The sequence below is a fragment of the Parapedobacter composti genome (genome assembly GCF_900112315.1).
GTDB classification, from domain to species: Bacteria; Bacteroidota; Bacteroidia; order Sphingobacteriales; family Sphingobacteriaceae; genus Parapedobacter; species Parapedobacter composti.
On the sequence record NZ_FOLL01000009.1, the window covers coordinates 150,553 to 169,510 of the forward strand.

At 55.6% G+C, this 18,958-nt stretch carries 16 protein-coding genes and 1 pseudogene; 15 read left to right on the forward strand and 2 right to left on the reverse strand.

Going from position 1 to position 18,958, the window contains the following annotated elements; translation table 11 throughout:
• Positions 1-23 precede the first annotated feature (23 nt).
• The 4 genes from BM030_RS11285 to BM030_RS11305 all read left to right on the forward strand — a co-directional run bounded on the left by BM030_RS11285 (position 24) and on the right by BM030_RS11305 (position 5,081).
• Positions 24-2,372 (forward strand): M1 family metallopeptidase, encoded by a 2,349-nt coding sequence (locus BM030_RS11285; protein WP_170845708.1) that lies wholly within the window; start codon positions 24-26, stop codon positions 2,370-2,372.
• A 147-nt stretch (positions 2,373-2,519) separates the two neighbouring features.
• Complete coding sequence (locus BM030_RS11295; RefSeq protein WP_090973701.1) at positions 2,520-3,599, forward strand: Ldh family oxidoreductase; 1,080 nt, start codon at positions 2,520-2,522, stop codon at positions 3,597-3,599.
• Positions 3,600-3,829: 230 nt separating this feature from the next.
• Entirely contained in the window at positions 3,830-4,609 is a 780-nt protein-coding gene (locus tag BM030_RS11300) for a hypothetical protein (RefSeq protein WP_090973702.1), read from the forward strand.
• Positions 4,599-5,081 (forward strand): hypothetical protein, encoded by a 483-nt coding sequence (locus BM030_RS11305; protein WP_090973703.1) that lies wholly within the window; start codon positions 4,599-4,601, stop codon positions 5,079-5,081. The genes BM030_RS11300 and BM030_RS11305 overlap by 11 nt, the downstream gene beginning before the upstream one ends.
• 8 nt (positions 5,082-5,089) lie before the next feature.
• Here BM030_RS11305 and BM030_RS11310 read toward each other — a convergent pair whose 3' ends face one another.
• Entirely contained in the window at positions 5,090-6,709 is a 1,620-nt protein-coding gene (locus BM030_RS11310; RefSeq protein WP_090973704.1) for an AsmA family protein, read from the reverse strand.
• 99 nt (positions 6,710-6,808) lie between these two features.
• Positions 6,809-7,249 carry an RrF2 family transcriptional regulator gene (locus BM030_RS11315; RefSeq protein ID WP_090973705.1) on the reverse strand — a complete coding sequence of 147 codons (441 nt, stop codon included), beginning with the start codon at positions 7,247-7,249 and terminating at the stop codon, positions 6,809-6,811.
• 115 nt (positions 7,250-7,364) lie between these two features.
• On the opposite strand from BM030_RS11315, the gene BM030_RS11320 reads away from it, so the two are divergent.
• The 11 genes and pseudogenes from BM030_RS11320 to BM030_RS11370 form a co-directional block, all read left to right on the forward strand.
• On the forward strand, positions 7,365-8,576 hold the full coding sequence (locus tag BM030_RS11320) for a D-arabinono-1,4-lactone oxidase (RefSeq protein ID WP_170845709.1): 1,212 nt from the start codon (positions 7,365-7,367) through the stop codon (positions 8,574-8,576).
• Positions 8,566-8,964, forward strand: coding sequence for a sensory rhodopsin transducer (locus BM030_RS11325; RefSeq protein ID WP_090973707.1), 399 nt, complete (start codon positions 8,566-8,568; stop codon positions 8,962-8,964). The genes BM030_RS11320 and BM030_RS11325 overlap by 11 nt, the downstream gene beginning before the upstream one ends.
• Before the next feature lie 51 nt (positions 8,965-9,015).
• Positions 9,016-9,513 carry a DUF2721 domain-containing protein gene (locus BM030_RS11330; protein WP_262987342.1) on the forward strand — a complete coding sequence of 166 codons (498 nt, stop codon included), beginning with the start codon at positions 9,016-9,018 and terminating at the stop codon, positions 9,511-9,513.
• 446 nt (positions 9,514-9,959) lie between these two features.
• Entirely contained in the window at positions 9,960-10,418 is a 459-nt protein-coding gene (locus BM030_RS11335) for a helix-turn-helix domain-containing protein (RefSeq protein WP_211657582.1), read from the forward strand.
• A gap of 96 nt (positions 10,419-10,514) precedes the next feature.
• On the forward strand, positions 10,515-11,300 hold the full coding sequence (locus BM030_RS11340; RefSeq protein ID WP_090973710.1) for a tyrosine-protein phosphatase: 786 nt from the start codon (positions 10,515-10,517) through the stop codon (positions 11,298-11,300).
• A 118-nt stretch (positions 11,301-11,418) separates the two neighbouring features.
• Positions 11,419-12,243 (forward strand): polysaccharide biosynthesis/export family protein, encoded by an 825-nt coding sequence (locus BM030_RS11345; RefSeq protein WP_090973711.1) that lies wholly within the window; start codon positions 11,419-11,421, stop codon positions 12,241-12,243.
• 15 nt (positions 12,244-12,258) lie between these two features.
• A complete protein-coding gene (locus BM030_RS11350; RefSeq protein ID WP_090973712.1) occupies positions 12,259-14,628 on the forward strand; it encodes a GumC family protein in 2,370 nt (789 codons plus the stop codon).
• A 506-nt stretch (positions 14,629-15,134) separates the two neighbouring features.
• Positions 15,135-16,694 (forward strand): polysaccharide biosynthesis protein, encoded by a 1,560-nt coding sequence (locus BM030_RS11355; RefSeq protein WP_170845711.1) that lies wholly within the window; start codon positions 15,135-15,137, stop codon positions 16,692-16,694.
• A 7-nt stretch (positions 16,695-16,701) separates the two neighbouring features.
• Positions 16,702-17,400, forward strand: coding sequence for a CpsB/CapC family capsule biosynthesis tyrosine phosphatase (locus tag BM030_RS11360; RefSeq protein WP_139215882.1), 699 nt, complete (start codon positions 16,702-16,704; stop codon positions 17,398-17,400).
• Between the two features lie 48 nt (positions 17,401-17,448).
• A complete protein-coding gene (locus tag BM030_RS11365) occupies positions 17,449-18,753 on the forward strand; it encodes a nucleotide sugar dehydrogenase (RefSeq protein WP_090973715.1) in 1,305 nt (434 codons plus the stop codon).
• 5 nt (positions 18,754-18,758) lie between these two features.
• Positions 18,759-18,958: pseudogene (locus tag BM030_RS11370) on the forward strand (nucleotide sugar dehydrogenase); the annotation flags it as partial.

Below are 18,958 nucleotides of genomic sequence, written 5' to 3' on the forward strand. Positions count from 1 at the left end.
TCACCATTCACGCCATGATTACTATGCATACACTAAAACCCGGACCTGTTCTCCTGCTATACCTCTTAACTATATTTTCGTTCCAAACCCAAGCGCAGCTACAGAACAACCCGGGTGCCAACCACGGCAATAAGTTCGAGCAACTGGGTACGTTGCTGAGTGATCCGAATGTCTACCGTACGGCATCGGGGGCGCCGGGCCATCAGTATTGGCAGCAGCGGGCGGATTATGTCATTGACGTGGAGGTCGACGATGAAAACCAGCGTGTCATCGGGTCGGAAACCATCACGTATACCAACAATTCGCCGGATCCGTTGCACTACCTCTGGCTAAATCTGGACGAGAATGAGCACAAGGCTGATGCGGAAAGCAAAAAGTTCGATGAAAGTTCGCTCAGCGAGCAGATGACTACCCGGCAGTTGCGGCAGTTTATCGGCGGCAACAGGGATTTGGGCATTCACATCCTGAAGGTGGCCGACGGGTCGGGGAAACCGTTGCCTTATACCATCAACTATACGATGATGCGGGTGGAACTGCCGGCCGCCCTGAAGCCCGGCGCTAAATTTGTGCTTCAAGTCGACTGGCAGTATAACATCAGCGACCGCATGGAAGAGAATGGGCGTGGGGGCTATGAGTACTTTGCGGAAGATGGCAATTACCTGTATACCATCACCCAGTGGTATCCGCGCATGGCGGTATATTCCGATTTTCAGGGCTGGCAGAATAAGCAGTTCACCGGGCGAGGCGAATTTGCCCAGGTGTTCGGCGATTTCAAGGTCAACATCACGGTGCCGGCCGACCATATCGTGGGGGCCACGGGCGAATGCCGCAACTATGCCAACGTGCTTACGCCTACCCAACTGACGAGGTGGAAACAGGCACAGCAAGCAGATGAGCCGGTAGAGGTGGTCACCCTTGAAGAAGCCCGCCAAGCGATGCAGGGCCGGGCTACAGCCAAAAAAACCTGGATATACGAGGCCAAGAATGTGCGTGATTTCGCGTTTGTGACCTCCCGCCGCCTCGTGTGGGATGCCATGCGCGTCAAACAAGGCATCGAGGGCTATACGCCCATGGCCATGTCCTACTACGGTCCGGAAGCGTATCCGCTTTACCGGCGCTATTCCACCAAGGCGGTGGCCCATACGTTACGGGTGTATTCCAAGCATACTATCCCCTATCCGTATCCTGTCGCCATCTCAGTTGAGGCGGCCAATGGCATGGAATACCCGATGATTTGTTTCAACTACGGCCGGGCCGACACGGATGGCACGTACTCGGAAGCTACTAAATATGGCATGATCAGTGTCATCATCCACGAGGTGGGACATAACTTCTTTCCGATGATTGTCAACTCTGATGAGCGGCAATGGACGTGGATGGATGAAGGAATGAACACCTTCTGCCAGTACCTTGCTGAACAGGAGTGGGATAAGGACTACCCGTCGCGCCGTGGACCGGCCCATAAGATTGTCGATTACATGAAGCTGCCCAAGGATCAGCTCGAACCCATCATGACCAATTCGGAAAACATCGTGCAGTTCGGGCCGAACGCCTACGCCAAACCGGCTACCGCGCTCAATATCCTGCGGGAAACGGTGATGGGCCGCGAGTTGTTTGATTATGCGTTTAAGGAATATGCACGGCGATGGGCCTTCAAGCATCCTACCCCTGCCGACTTCTTCCGCACGATGGAAGATGCATCGGCGGTCGACCTCGACTGGTTCTGGCGGGGTTGGTTTTTCGGCACAGACCCGGTGGATATTTCGCTGGACGATGTGCAGTACTTCCAGCCCCTGGGCAATCTGGAGACGCTCCAGGGTGATGCTAAGGAAGCGTATGAGCAGGATATCAACACGGTAGCGCGCCAACGCAACATCGAGGCGGGCATTCCCTTTGCTGTTGAAGCCGACACGTCGTTGCAGGACTTCTATAATAAATGGGATCGCTTTGCTATCGACCCCGAACAGCAGGCGGCTTTCAGGCAGTATTACGAATCCCTCACGCCTGAGGAAAAGGAGCTGTACGATGGCAAATACCATTTCTACCAGCTGAAATTCAGCAATAAAGGCGGCCTGGTGATGCCCATCATTCTGGAATGGACGTATGCCGATGGTTCCACGGAAATCGAACGCATCCCGGCTTATATCTGGCGGAAAAACGAAAATGAGGTGACCAAGGTATTCGCCAAAACGAAGGAAGTCACCTCCGTAGTGGTCGACCCCTTGCGGGAAACGGCTGACATCGATGAATCGAATAACGCCTGGCCGCGCCGGCATACCCCAACACGGTTTGAGTTGTTTAAGCAGGGCAATACACCGGTTCGTGGTGCTTCTTCCGGACCGAACCCCATGCAGCGGAGTGGGGGTGGGTGATCGGTGGTCGGTGGTCGGTGATCGGTGGTCGGTGGTCGGTGATGGGTGGTCGGTGGTCGGTGATGGGTGGTCGGTGGTCGGTGATGGGTGGTCGGTGGTCGGGGGTGGGTGATCGGTGGTGGGTGGTGAAATAAAGAAATACAAACAATGAAGATACCTGAGCAGCGGTTACGGGAGTTTACGTATGGGGTTTTTAAAGCCATTGGGTGTTCCGATGGGGATGCGGTGTTGGCGACGGATGTGCTTGTAACATCGGATTTGCGGGGTATCGACTCCCACGGTGTGGCGCGCCTCAGCGGGTATGTACGGCTCTGGGAGAATGGCCGCTTAAACCCTACACCGGATATCCGCGTGGTGCATGAAACGGCTACCACCGCCACGGTCGATGGCGACCGGGGGCTGGGGCTGGTGGTGGCGCCCTATGCGATGGATATCGCCTTGGAAAAGGCACGGCAATACGGTTCGGGATGGGTGGCCATCCGCAATTCCAACCACTTTGGCATCGCTGCCTACCATGCGTTAAAAGCTATTGAACACGACATGATCGGCTTTGCGGTAACCAATGCCAGTCCGCTGGTGGCTCCTACGTTCTCTACCGAGCGGTTGTTGGGTACCAACCCGATATGTTATACCTTCCCGGCAGGCAGCTACCCTCCGGTGGTGGTAGACATGGCTACGGCCGCGGCAGCCAACGGCAAGCTGGAGATTGCCCAGCGCATGAACGTACCGGTTCCCGAAGGGTGGGTGCTTACGCCCGACGGCCAGCCAACCACCGACCCGAATGCGGTCACCGCCGGCGGGGCCTTGCTACCCTTGGGCAGCGAATACGGTCGGGGCAGCCACAAGGGGTTCGGCCTTTCTGCTACGGTGGATATCCTGTCCGGCGTACTGTCCGGCGCCAACTACGGTCCTTGGGTGCCGCCGTTTGTCGCCTTCCTCGATCCCCTGCCCGACCAGCCGGGTATGGGCGTCGGTCACTTCGTGGGCGCGATGCGGGTGGACGGCTTCCGGCCCGTTGCGGAATTCAAAGCCAGCATGGATCATTGGATCACCCGCTTCAAAAACGCCAAGCGCGTCAATCCGGAGCAGGGCGTTATCATCCCCGGCGAGCCAGAATACCAAGCCACACAGCAACGCAAAGCACAGGGCATTCCGTTAACGGCTAAAGTGGTGGAGAGCTTAGAGGCATTGGCAGCGAAGTTTGGGATTACGGCGTTGACTGGATAGATATTGTGCTTTCCAAGCGCTGAAGTCTTGGGAGCTCGCAAGCCGGGCGCATTTCAAATTGCAGCAGGACACGCGAAATGCTTTGGCAAGCACCACAGCTATAACGCTCCCTCCGGTCCTCGTCATTAGGCTGCTTATACGTCCAAAGCTATCTGCGGCAATGCTGGCTTGTGACAGTCTGAAATGCACCTTCGAAGCTTCAATCGAAAATTATTCTTAAATTTGTCATAATGGATAAGTTGGGCACATTTGAGATTAAAGTTGTTGGTAAATCCGGCAATCAAGAATTGAAACCGGATAACTACGACATTAAGCACATTGCTACTTTGCTGCAGAATGTGGAAGACCTGCTGTATCCAAGCAATAAAAAGGATAGACCAATAATAACCTACGATATCCAGCATGGTTCTGTAAAGCATATCTTTACCACCTCCATACAAACCATCATCGGGTTTAGCGCCATTTTAACGCAGGTAAGCGAAAACAAGTCGATTGATTTCCTTGAACTAAAAACTGCTCAGGCCTTTGAATCCATCCAGCAACTGGCACGGCAGAAGGACTATGAGTTTCACTTGAAAACCTCCCTGCGGGAAGATGCTGAACTATCTATTACCCCTAAAACCCAATTTATACGAACGGAGAATGTTTGGGCAGAAGCGGAACTCTATTTTTATGGTATACTAAGAGACGCTGGTGGCAAAAATAAAGCTAATATTCACCTAGACACGGACGAGTACGGCTACCTGTCAATAGAAACAGGTGAGGAGTTTCTGAGAAACCGAGAAGACAACATGCTTTATCGGAAATTCGGCGTGCGAGCAAAAGGCAAACAACATACAGAAACTGGTGAAATAGATACCAAATCGCTGAAGCTCGTGGAACTTATCGACTACAATCCGAGATTTGACGACGGATATCTTAATGGTCTGATCGATAAAGCAAAACACAGCTGGAAAGGCATTGACGCAGATGAATGGTTACACAACTTAAGGGGTAATTATGACGCATAACGCAGTTTTGCTTGATACCAGCTTCCTTATCCGGCTACTCAATGACGAAGACCCGCTCCATAAAAACGCTTTGGGTTACTTCAAGTACTTCTTGGAAAACGATATCGCCTTGAAAGTATCAACTATATCCATAGCCGAATACTGTGTAAAAGGAAAAATTCACGAGCTACCCTTAAGAAATCTTCAACTAATCCCTTTCAATTTAGATCACGCCCAACGTACAGGAGAATTTTGCCGGTTAATTTTAGCAGAAAGCCCAAATAGCATCGACAAAATTCAGCCTCGGATACTCATACCTAACGATTCGAAATTATTTGCCCAAGCGGATTTAGATAAACATGTTACATACTTTGTCACGTCAGACGAGCGTTCAAAAAAAACATGGGCCAAACTGAAAAAAGCCAATCCTAAATTTGAAATAATTTCAATACAAATGCCTTACAATGAAGCTTTCGGCCTTTTAGGCCTGTGAGAACCAGTTTACCCCCCTAACCCGATACACTCCTTGGTGCCTTCGCGGATGCTGCGCCAGATCATTTTGAAAAACGAGAACGTTTTGGGGCGGGCGATGTATACCGTGCCGGCGTGGTACTCGCCGTTGGCATCGGGGTTGCTGTCGTTCAGCAAAAACCGGTTGGCAAAAAAGGAAACCACCGATTTCCGTTCGCCCGCTTTCGGGCCGGAGCCTGCAAGCAGGTTTACCTTCAACCCCTGGTAATCGAAGCGCAACGTCCCTTCCGTACGCCGGTCGTTGGCCTTCATTTCAAAACGCATGCCGCGGATGCGGGCCTGCTCCACTTCCACGTTGAGGTGGGGCGTCAGCATGCGGTTGAATGCGCGGCCATCCATCGGCCCGAGTTTCGCCGTGTAGGTATGCCCGCCGAGGCTGTCGAGCATGTCAAAGCGGAACCGCACGGACAAGTCGCCGGCACCCATCACCTTTGTCTGCGCGTCGAGCGTCATGAACCGGTCGCCACGCAACGTCGCCGTATCGTTCGTCAAGTTCCGGATTACGGCTGCTGTCCGTTCAAAGGTCACCGTACCCGCCTTCCCCGTTTTGTCGCTCACCTCGGTAAACGCAACGTCCAGCGCATGCAGCCTTGCCGAGTCTATGCGCAGCCGTTGCTTCCAGGCCATCAGTTGCTGGTGCGGCGACTTGCCCAGCTTATTTTCCGGCGGATTCGGCAGCCGTTTATCTTTGTAAATCGAGATTTCCGCCGTGTCGATGTGCAGGGCCGCCGCGGCCAGCAGCCCATCGGCCGTCCAACGCGCCACGTCAAATCCCGCCAGCTTCACCAGCCCCATGCGCATGTCGATCATGTCCGCTGCCCGCCCTACCCTGCTGTAAAACGCGCCCTTGCCCACCGTCGGCCCATAGCGTAGGTCCCGCATGAGCAGCTCCCGTCCGTGCATGTCCAAGCGCAGCGCCCCCAGTGCAAAGCGGTACGAACTATCAGGCCGCAGGTAGCTTACCCCCGCCACATCCACATCCCATCCCTTCGCATAATACAAGCGTGTGGTATCCCGCCGAGCCGCCGAGTCGATACGCACGTCGCGTATTGTCCCGTCAATCCGCCTAACCACCAGGTGCCGTGCATCGCGCTGCGCAGCAAGCTCCATTTGCCCCCTCTTCACGGCAATCCGCGTCACCCGCACCCCGTCCAGCACATCCTGGAGGCGCTCCAGAAGCGGAGCAGCCGTATCCCTTCTGGCCGTGTCCGGCTCACGGCCCACAGTCAGCTTAACCATTGGCTTATCGAGAATTATCGTGTTAACTGATAATTTACCGGAAAACAGCAGGCGCAGCAGCCCAACCCCACCAACCCGCAGTTGAGCTATGCGGACATCGTACAGCGTTTTCTGTGCGGCTGTATCCGGGATCAGGCGCACGTTATTTGCCACGGCACTTCCGGAGAAGAACGACATCCGCAGGCTGTCGTAGGTCAGTCGGTAAACACTGTCTATAGCCGCAGCCAACGCGTTGTTCAGTCGGGTTTCCAGCCCTGGAACCCAACGGCGGTTAACCCACCAATTCGCGCATAACAAAACGACCAGCAAGCCAATAGCAACGCTTAGGCCCCATTTCCAGACAGGCTTCATTACGGGAAGAAACGTTTAGGTTTGCTTAATTGTTTTTAAAACCACACCAACCACCGACCACCGACCACCGATCACCGGCCACCCATCACCGACCACCGATCACCCACCCCCCAACACCAACCGTTTTTCTTTGTTGATGATATCCGCGATGCTGGTGTCATTCAGGATTTCGAGCATGGCATTGCGCACATCCACAAACGTATCGCGGATGCCGCACACCTCCTCCGATTTGCATTCGTCGCAGCGCCGGTAAAAATTCAGGCTTACGCAGGGCAGCAGCGCTATCGGTCCGTCGATCAGGCGCATCACCTGCGAGAGGCGGATATCCTCCGGGGCTTTGTTCAGGCTATAGCCACCGCCGGCTCCTTTTTTGCTGTAGAGGATCCCTGCGTTGCGCATTTCCAGCAGGATCTGTTCCAAGAACTTCTTGGGGATTCGTTCTTCCTCGGCAATGCGCAGAATCTGCATGGGTTCCTTGCCGTAGTTCCGGCCCAGCACAATCAGCGCTTTGATGGCGTATTTGGTCTTTTTGGATAACATCGGCGGACTCCTCTTAATCGTACGCTATGAACACAATACCAACAAAGGTACAACAATTGCGACAAACATTATCAATCGGACGGGTGTTTGTTTAAACAACGCATACTGGACCGTTATGAAAAAAGCACCAACGCAACACGTGTGGACCAGCTGGTCGGGCAATGTCCGGTTCACCCCCGAGCGGGTGTTTACCCCCTCCGACGAAGCTGGCCTGCAGCAGGTCATCCAAGACGCGCATGCCCGCGGCGGCACCGTGCGCGTGGTCGGCTCCCGCCACTCGTGCTCCGACGTCTACGTCACGTATGACACGCTTGTATCCATGGAGCGGCTTTCGGGCCTCGTCCGGGCCGATACGGATGCCTGCACCGCCGCCTTCCTGCCCGGCACTACCGTCGAGCAGGCCGGCACAGCCCTCATGCCGCACGATTTGGCTATGGAAAACATGGGGCATATCGACCAGCAGACCCTCGCCGGGGCCATCAGCACCGGTACACACGGCGCCGGAAAGCGCCTGCCCAACCTGTCGGCCCAGCTTATCGGCGTGCGGCTCGTGGACGGCACGGGCACTATCCGCGTGTTTGACGAGGACAATCATCCCGATACGATGCAGGCGCTGCGCGTATCCCTCGGCGCCCTGGGGGTGTTCACCGAGGTCACGCTGCGGCTGCTCCCGCAATACCGCCTGGTGCGCAAGCAATACCGCGCGTCGCTGCACGATTGCCTTATCCACTTGCACGACCTGATGGACACCCACCGCAATTTCCTGTTCTATTGGTATCCGCGGCGCGATGATGTCACCGTCCGCACCTGGGATGAAGACGATCGCGACGTACCCGATTTGCCTTTCGGCGAGCTGTATAAAACAGCGCGCGGCTACGCCAAAGATGTGTTGCCTTCCGAGCAGGAGCTCCGGTTCAATGAGCTGGAATACAGTGTCAGCCTGGAGGACGCTGTGGCCTGTTTTCTCGACATCCGGGCCCGCATCAAGGCCAAGCACCGCAAAGACGTTGGCTGGCGCGTCCTGTTCCGGCCCGTCCGGGGCGATGACAGCTGGCTCAGCAACAGCTACGGGAAGCCTGCGGTCGTGGCCATCACCATCCACCAGAATGCCACGTTGCCCTACCAGCCGTATTTTGATGACATCGAAACCATCTTCCGTGCCTACGGCGGCCGCCCTCACTGGGGCAAGAAGCACAGCCTCCGGGCGGCCGACCTTCGCACCCTATACCCCAAGTGGGATGCTTTCCAGCAGTTGCGTTCCCAACTGGATCCAGAGGGCGTTTTGCTCAATGATCATTTAAAAACCCTGTTTACCGATGACGAATAATCCTGTTCCATCTTCCATCCATGGTCACACCCGCTGGGTTATCCCCGGCGGATGCATCCCGCTGGACAGCCACGGGCCGGAGCCGGACTGTACCAGCCGCGATGAGCTCATCATCCTCAACACCCACGACGAAGACGCCGCCGTGGCGCTTCACGTGTATTATGCCGAACGGCCGCCCGTCGGCCCCTACCGCATCCGTGTGCCTGCACGGCGCATTCGGTGCATCCGCTGCAACGATCTCATCGATCCCGAGGCCTTGCCGCTCGACACGCCGTATGCGCTTACCCTCACGGCCGACAGGCCTGTCTTCGTGCAGTTCATCCAACGGTACTTCGGCCAGCACCAGCGGTATGCCCATCCTTTGGTGGCTTATCCTATCGGCGATTAACCGCTCTTCGTCATGGACACGCTGGACCAAACGCTCGCTATCCTTTCGGCCATGATTACCCCGGTGGTGCTCATCATGGCGAGCAGCTCGCTTATCCTGTCCACATCGCAGCGCCTCAGCCGCTCCATTGCCCGCGCGCGGGACGTCAGCGATGCCATCAAGGAGTTGCTGGCGCAGGCAGATCAGGCCGGGAACTCCGCCGAGCTTCATGTACACATCCAGCAGTTGGAGTTTGCCAGCCGGCGTGCGCGTCTCCTGCAGGCGGCCATGACCAGTCTTTATGTGACGTTGTTTTTCTTTGTTGCTTCCTGCATCAGCATTGCTGTGGTGTACTTTGTCTCCAGCCGTTATGCGTGGTTTCCCATTGTGTTAGATTTGCTGGGGGTCGGGGGGCTTTGTTATGCCAGCATCCTGCTGGTTAAAGAATCCAGCGTCGCGCTCTCTGCTGTCCACAGTGAAATGCAGCACACCATGCAGCAGTTTGAGCGGCACCGTCAACGGCAGCGGCGCCACAGCTATCCGTTTTGGTTTTGGCGAACGCGGGATTGATGAAGGCGTTATGAATACGCGACGCAGCTGTAACGCTCCCTGCGGTCCGCATCACTAGGTTGCCTGGTGCGGTGGCCTTACGGATGCGCAACGCTGCTGTAACGCTCCCTGCGGTCCGCGTCACTAGGCTGCCTGGTGAAGTGGCCTTACGGATGCGCAACGCAGCTGTAACGCTCCCTGCGGTCCGCGTCACTAGGCTGCCTGGTGAAGTGGCCTTACGGATGCGCAACGCAGCTGTAACGCTCCCTGCGGTCCGCGTCACTAGGCTGCTTATGCGCATCCGTAAGGCGTCGTCCACTTCGTTCATCTTTCAATATTCGCGAATTATGATACGCTTCTGTTCTCGCTAATGCCAAAAAATGCGTATTTTTGCGGTTCAAATTAATAGTTGCGGTACTTACATGCTTGATACGCTCATTACGTCGAGGACCCGTTTGCGTTTATTAGTGAAGTTTTTCATCAATGCCGCCAACCGGGGGCATATGCGGGGGCTGGCCGAGGAGTTCAACGAATCTACCAACGCCATCCGCAAGGAACTCAACAACCTCTCCGAAGCGGGTTACCTGGAGAAAAAAGCTGAGCAGAACCGTGTGTCGTACCGCGCCAATATACAGCATCCGCTGTTCGGTGCGCTGCAAAACATCGTCCACAAATACTTGGGGCTCGACCGCATCGTCGAGACCGTGCTGGAGCGCATGGGCGATGTGCAGCAGGTGGTGGTTACGGGCGATTATGCTCAGGGGCGCGACAGCGGTGTCATCGAAGTTACCATCGTGGGGCCTGCGCTTAATGCCGATTACCTGGAGCAACTGGCCCCCAAGGTAGAAGACCTTATCGGCCGTCAGGTCCGGTTCACGCTGAGTAACAAGAAAGTAAAGGAAGGGTTGATTCTCTTCCAACAATAAATCAAGCCCACTGTAGCATTCCGGCACTTTGCTACGTTTGGTAGTTATAAACTGGTTCAATTTTTGCATCTGCTGATATAGCACACACGTTTAATTATGGCTATATTTTTCTTTTCCAGAAAGAGAGAAATCGTTTTCCCGATTGGCCGCTACTTACAGGTAGACGTCCATTCACATATCCTTCCCGGCGTTGACGACGGGGCTAAAGACACCGCCGCGGCCATCCGGCTCCTGCGGGGCATGCACCAGCTCGGCTTCCATACCGTTATCGGCACGCCCCACGTGATGGTGGATATCCACCGGAACAACCGCGCAACCATCACCGCGGCGTATGGCCGGCTCGAAAAGGCGCTGGCCGGTACATCCGCGCCTATGCCCCGCATCTACTATGCCGCCGAGCACATGCTGGACGAAGGGTTTTTCGGCCTTCTTGAAGCGCAGGAAACCATCCCCTACCACACCAGCCCGTATATGCTGGTAGAAACCCCCTACCTTTTCCGCCCCCTTAACCTGGAGCACCTGTCGTTCCAGTTAGGCACCACGGGTTACAAACCCATCCTCGCCCACCCCGAGCGGTATCATTACCTGTTCGGACAACCCGAAGCCTACGAAAAGCTCAAAGAATTAGGCTTTGCCTTCCAGCTTAATGCGCTTTCCTTAACCGGGTACTATGGCAAGCAAGAAAAAACCGCAGCGCTCTGGTTATTGGAGCATGGCTTTGTCGATTACCTCGCTACCGATATCCACCATGAGCGGCACCTGAAACACCTGGTGAATTTCAGGATCCCCCAAAACACGATCGCGTTATTGGAAAACACCACGTTTCGCAACACTGAACTGGCTGCGGCTTATCACCCGCCCAAACCGGCCATACCCGCCTAAAAATGGACGATGCGCTACGGAACTTATACCTATTTATTGGTAGTTTGCACAATTTTTGCTCACCGATGTAACTAATTGCTTATTTTTGCGGACGCGCAGTTGCGAAAAAGTTTAGTGAATGGAAAGAAATCCCGCTCCCCAAAGGATACATCTACCCTACCGGATAGTCCAATTAAGCTTATTTAGCCTTATCGGCCTGTTTGTTATTGCCTGCGGCAACAGCCGCGAGCTGGTCTATTTCAATAACCTGCCTGACACGGCCGTATACCATGCCCCGGCCCCGGTCGTTCCAGAGGCCAAAATCCAACAGGGGGATATCCTGCATATCCGGGTCAACAGCCTGAACCCCGAAACCAACCAACTGTTCAATGCCGGCACGCTGCAAACCGCAGACGAGCGGCGGTATAGCCGTCCTGAAGAAGGCGGTGTCGGTTCGGAAGGCTATCTCGTCAATGCCAACGGCGACATCAGTTTTCCCGTCATCGGGCAAATTCGTGTAGAAGGCCTCACCATTGAGCAAGCCCGAGTCAAAATCAAGGAACTGGTTGACCAATATGCCAAGGACGCCATCGTGAATGTGCGGTTTACCAACTTCAAAATCACCGTGGTGGGCGAGGTGAAGCGCCCGGCCACCTTTACGGTGCCGAATGAGCGCATCAACATCATCGAGGCCATCGGGCTGGCGGGAGACCTCACCGAATTCGGCAAACGGGACAATATCCTGCTTATCCGGGAAGAAGGCGGGCAACGCACATTGGCACGGATTAACCTGAACGACCGGGAAACGCTCACTTCCCCCTACTTTTACCTCAAGCAGAACGATGTCGTTTATGTTGAACCCAGCCGCTACCGCGACCCCAGCGGCGACCGCACCCTCCGTGTGCTCACCGCCGTGTTTTCCGGCCTCACCGCGTTGGGGTTATTTATCTACCGTGTTTTTTAACTAGGAATACTTTGCATGAATCCTATCACTAACTCGCCTTTGACAGAAGAAACACAAATCGACTTTAAAGCGCTGTTACGGAACTACGTACGACATTGGCATTGGTTTGCTATTGCTCTGTCTTTGTGCTTGGTAGCAGCCTATTTATACCTCCGCTACACTACGCCCCAATTCCAAATCACCAGCACGCTGCTCATCAAAGATGATAAAAAAGGCGGCAGCGCCGCGTTGGGCGACGCTACCGCCGCGTTTTCTGATTTGGGCATCTTCCAGTCGAACCAGAATATTTTCAACGAGATTGAAGTACTGAAAAGCAAAGGCCTAATGCAGCGAGTACTTACAGAGTTGAACCTACAGGTCTCTTATTACCACGAAGGTAATGTAAAGATCACCGAGCTATACAAAAACTCTCCTGTTACCGTTACCATTAACCGGCTGGATTCCGCGGCCTTTAAACAAGACGTACTGCTTCGATTCACGGACGACAATCGATTTGAACTGAATGAAGGCGACGGCTTCAAGGAAGCTTTCGCGTTGGGAACCGCTATTAGTCGCTCGTATGGCACGTTTACGGTGACAGCCAACCAACAACCCGAGCCCGGCAAAACTATCCGGATCCAATTCAACGACCTTCGTAAGCTGGCGCGCCGTTATAATGGAGCGCTGCAAATTAATCCCGTCAATAAAGACGCCAGCGTCATTACCATTGAGCTGGTAGAGCCCGTCGTCGCCAAAGGCGTAGACCTCATAAACAAGCTGGTGGAAGTTTACAACCGTGAAGCGGTGGAAGACAAAAACCAGATCGCCGCCAATACGGTCAAGTTCATCGATGAGCGGCTGAACTTCCTGGTCACGGAACTTTCCGAGGTGGAACGCAACGTGGAGCAATACAAACGGCAGCATGAGATTACCAACGTCAGTGCCGAAGCCGAACGATATTTAGAGGAAGCCAGCGAATACAACCGGCGCCTGGCCGAGTATGAGACCCAGTTGAGCGTGCTGGAATCCATCGAACAGTACCTCCGGCGGAGCGACAACAAAAACGAACTGGTGCCCAGCGCATTGAACATTGCGGACGCCACGCTGCAGGGGCTCATCGCCCGCTTCAATGAACTGCAGTTGGAACGCATCCGCTTGTTGCGTACCACGCCGGAGACCAGCCCGCTCGTCACCGCAGTGGATGACCAGTTGGCGAACTTGCGGAATAACATCCTGGAAAATCTCGGGAACATCAAAAACGGCCTACAGATTACGCTGAACAACCTCAAGACTAATACCGGACAGTTCCGCTCGCGCATCCAGAGCGTCCCCTCCATTGAGCGCAATCTGCTGGAAATCCAGCGGGAGCAAGGCATCAAAGAGGCGCTGTACGGCTACCTGCTCCAAAAGCGGGAAGAAGCCGCCATATCCCTGGCCTCCAACGTCAGCAATTCCCGCACCATCGACGTGGCCATGGCGGGAGACCAGCCAGTTAAGCCTAAACCCATGCTCATTTACCTACTAGCCTTGGTTGCTGGGTTCGGCATTCCGGTAGCAGCGCTTTACGCCAAAGACTTGTTGAATGACAAGGTGCAGCAGCTCAAGGATGTAGAACGCGTGGTGGACGTACCCGTATTGGGCGAGCTCAGCCACAGCGACAGCGGGGAAGTGCTGGTGGTGAACCGCACGGCCCGCACAGAAATTGCCGAACTGTTCCGGCTTATCCGCACCAATCTGGGTTTTGTATCGCCGCACAGTGGTGCCACGCAGGTTATCATGACCACCTCCAGCATGAGTTGGGAGGGCAAAACCTTTTTCAGCATTAACCTGGCCGCCACACTGGCCATCACCGGCAAGCGCGTGGTGCTGCTCGAGTTTGACATCCGCCGTCCCCGGGTGCTCAAAGACCTGGGCATCGATGCCATCAAACCCGGCATCACCAATTTCGTGGTGGATGCCTCGTTAACGCTGGACGATTTGGTTATTCCTTCCACGGAGGTCGAGGGCCTGTCGTTCATCGGTGCTGGCCCCATCCCCCCGAATCCGGCAGAACTGCTCACCCATCCGCGTATCGAAGCACTATTTTCCCAGCTCCGGACATCGTTTGATTATATCTTAGTAGACACTTCGCCAGTAGGGCAGGTGGCCGATGCCTTCCTGCTGGGCAAGCATACCGACTTGGTTGCTTACCTCATCCGTTACAATTACACCTTCAAACAAAATCTGTACATCATCAAAGACGTAGTGGACAACAAAAAACTTAAGCACGTGATGGTGGTGATGAACGATGCGAAGGCCGAAAATGGGTATGGCTATGGTTACGGATATGGCTACGGTTACGGTTACGGTGCGGAAGTTCACCAAAGCCGGTGGAAAAGCCTCCTTCAGCGCTTGCGAAGACGGTAATAGCGAATATATTCTAAAGGATATAAAAATTTTTCTATTTTTTAACTTAAACGCAATAAAGAGTTACTATCTTTGTCGCGCGAAACAAGTTGGATTAGCGGGGTGGGTATTTTTCGCTCTAAACACGCCGCGTAATGAATTTACCCCATGTAGTTTTTGCCCGGAATTTCCCCCGGTGGTCGGTACTGCTCGCCGATGGTTGCCTGCTGCTGTTCGGATTATCCGCTGCTTATTGGCTGGTGCGCGGGCCTTTCCCGCTTTATGATGGATCCATTCCCCTCATACACCTTGCCGCTGTCTTCCTGCCCTGCGCGGTAGCCGCGCTGTTGGCCTTCCGCATGCATCGCGGGCTGGTCCGCTACACCAACACAGCCGATGTTAGCCGCGCCGTCGGCGCCACGTTACTCACCCACCTGCTGCTTGGCCTGAGCTGGACCGCCATATGGCCAGCCGCGTTTTTCACCGCCTCTCGCGGCCCGCTGGCCTTGTTGGGCGCCAGCTGGGCTGTGGGTACACTCCTGCTGGTGATCATGCGGCTGTTCATCAAAGAAATCCATTTTATGCTCGTCCAGTACCGCACTGAGCAGCAGTTGGTCGCTGCCATTTACGGTACGGACCACGGGGCAGTGATGATCCGCCAGGCCCTGGAAAACATGCCCGGCATGAGCGTCCGCATCTGCGCGTTCATTGATCACAACCGCAGCCGGCTGCGCAGCACCATTGAGCAGCGCCCGGTGTACCACCTCAAAGACCTGCCGCTGCTCCAACACGCAAAAGGACTTACCCACCTGGTGCTGGCCAAGGAACATCTCGATCAGCGCGACCGCAAGGTACTGATGGAGCGGTGCCTGCGCCTGGGCATCCAGATACTTACCGTTCCGCCGGTGAGCGAATGGCTTTCGGGCAGCATCAGTTCGCGGCACCTCAAGCAACTGCAAATCGAAGACCTGCTGCAACGCCCGCCCATCCAGCTGAACAACGCCCAAATCGGCGAAGACCTGCGGGGCAAGCGGGTCCTCATTACCGGCGCGGCCGGTTCCATCGGTTCTGAAATTGCCCGGCAGGTACTGCGTTATGAGCCGCATCGGGTCGTGCTCTGCGATCAGGCCGAGAGCGCCCTGCACGAACTGCAACTGGAACTGGGCAGTCATTTTCCCGCCGATCGCTTCGTTTGCTGCATTGCGGACGTCACGCAAGCCTCCTGTATGGAACAGCTCTTTACCCGCCACCAACCGGAAATCGTATACCACGCCGCGGCCTACAAACACGTACCGTTGATGGAGCACCATCCAGCGGCCGCCATCCGCACCAACGTAGGTGGCACCAAGATTGTTGCCGACCTTGCGGTGCAGTGCGGTGTCCGGCGATTTGTGATGATTTCCACAGACAAGGCCGTGAACCCCACCAACGTGATGGGCGCCACCAAGCGCCTGGCGGAACTTTACGTGCAAGCGCTGGATACGGAGCAGGCCGCGGGGGCTGGCACCCGCTTTATCACCACCCGTTTTGGCAACGTACTGGGTTCCAATGGGTCGGTGGTCCCCCGCTTCCGCAAGCAGCTGGAGCAGGGTGGTCCCATTACGGTGACCCACCCGGAGATTACCCGATATTTCATGACCATCCCCGAGGCCGTTCAGTTGGTGCTGGAAGCCGGTACCATGAGCCATGGCGGGCAAATCCTCGTGTTTGACATGGGCAAGCCCGTCCGCATTGCCGATTTGGCCCGGAAGATGATTCAATTAGCCGGCTTGGAAGAGGGTAAAGACATCCAGATCGTCTACACCGGGCTACGGCCCGGCGAGAAACTGTACGAAGAACTGCTGAACAATGCCGAGCGAGTGCTGCCCACCCATCATCCCAAGATCAGCATCGCCCAGGTACGCCGGGCGCCCTATCCCGCGGTCAATCAACACATCAGCCAGTTACTGGGCCAACTGCACAAGGCAGACGATGCCGAGCTGGTGCGGCAAATGAAAATCCTGGTACCGGAGTTCATCAGCAACAATTCCGTGTTTGAGGCACTGGACACGTCATCGCACATCAACCCTGCCTTACCATCACCCTAATATCCTAATGACTATGTTTAAAATCCGTAAGAAATATCCCTTCACGTTCAAAGACAAATTAACCACCGATTTCGGCTTATCCATGGCAGCCCTCCGCGAACCTGCGCAGCTTGCGGGGGTGCTGCAAGTCCTCCCGTTGCTGGGCGTGCAGCAGGCGGTGGTGGCTGCCCCTCCCGATATCGACACCGCGGAATTGCCCGCGCTACCCACGGTCGCCGGGTTAAGTACCACGCTGCTCCCTACCTATTGGCTGGATGAATCGCTGGAAGCCTATGTACGGCAGCATCCGCTGGACCACTACGATAAATTTGTCCTTTTTACCCTGCGCGATTGGGCGGCAGTCGGACGTCTCAAAGGCGCCTTATTCGAAGTCCGCTCGCGCGGCTACACCCCCGTTATCCTCCACCATGAGCCGAAGGCTTTCGCCAAAGTCAAGCCCCCCGCGGTAGGCTACCTCGTTGATTTGGGCTGCCTGTTCCAACTGAATGTCAGCACGCTGGCAGGTAAACACGGCAAGGCCGCCAAAGCCCATGCCGAAGCGCTGCTTGCCGCCGGCCACTTCCATTTGATCACCACCGGCATCCGCAGCCCGCAAGACACCACCGAGCTTACCACCGTAAGCGTGGGCACCAACCTCCTTCCCGTGCTGGATCAAGTCATCGCTAAGCACGCCGGCCGGACTGCTCAGGCGAAATCATCCATCTGAACATTTTTTGCATGTTGAAAAAAAAGAGTACTTTTGTTGCTCATTCCAATGGACAGTAAACACACACCCATAGCATCCGCCCGCATCGCCGTTATCGGCCTGGGTTACGTAGGACTCCCATTGGCCGTAGCCTTTGCCCGGTTGCATCCGGTGCTGGGCTTCGATACCGATGCCACTCGCATCCGGGAATTGCGACTCGGCATAGACCCTACGCGTGAGGTGGAGCCGGAGACCCTTCTGGGTGTCACGGCACCTACCGCGTCTGCCACTGGCCTTACCCTTTCGGATCACCCGGCCGACCTGCGGGATTGCACCGTTTATATCATCACCGTGCCCACCCCCATCGATGCCTTCAAGGCGCCCGATCTGCGCCCGTTAACGCAGGCATCCGTGCTTGTGGGCAGTATGCTCAAGCCCGGCGACCTGGTCATCTACGAATCCACGGTATACCCCGGCTGCACGGAAGAAGTGTGTGTGCCGCTGCTGGAAGAAGCCTCCGGCCTGCAATTTAACCGCGACTTTGCCGTCGGTTACTCTCCCGAGCGCGTCAGCCCGGGCGACAAAATGCGCCGCCTGCCAGACATCGTGAAGGTTACCTCCGGCTCCACCCCGGTAGCTGCCGAGCACGTGGACGCCCTTTACCGCCAAATCATTACCGCGGGTACGCACCGGGCGCCCAGCATCCAGGTGGCCGAGGCCGCCAAGGCCGTTGAAAACGCCCAACGCGACGTGAACATATCCTTTGTGAACGAGCTGGCGCTCATCTTTGACCGCTTGGGTATCGACACGCAGGATGTGCTGGAAGCCGCCGGCACCAAATGGAACTTCCTTCCGTTCAAGCCCGGGCTGGTGGGCGGGCACTGCATCGGTGTAGACCCCTATTACCTCGCGCACAAGGCCGAGCAAGCCGGTTATCTGCCGGCGGTTATCCTTTCCGGGAGGCGGGTCAATGAACAAATGGGAGCCTTTGTGGCCGGCAAGGTGGTGAAGCTGCTGCTGCAGCGGGATATTGCCCTCAAAGGCGCACGGGCGCTGATACTGGGCATTACCTTTAAAGAAAACTGCCCGGACGTGCGCAACAGCCGCGTGGTGGATATTTATCAGGAATTGGAGCAGTTCGGGTTGGATGTGCACGTATACGACCCCTGGGCCGATGCACGGGCCGTTAAAGCCGCTTATGGCATTGCCCTCCGGTGCACATTGGATGACGCCGCTCCTTATCACGCCATTGTGGTGGCCGTGGGCCACCGGGATTTCCTGGCGTTGGATTATCCGCGCATCAAAGCACCAAACGGTATTTTGTTTGATATTAAAGGCGTTTTAAACCGCGAGTATACTGATGCCCGCTTATAGTTCATATGAAAACAACTAATATTCAAAGCATTTGCTGTATCGGGGCGGGTTATGTCGGCGGACCGACCATGTCGGTCATCGCCCAGCAATGCCCCCACATTACCGTCACAGTCGTGGACGTCAACGAAAAGCGCATCGCCGCATGGAATGACCCCGACCTCTCCAGGCTGCCCGTATACGAGCCCGGGCTGGACGAGGTGGTGGC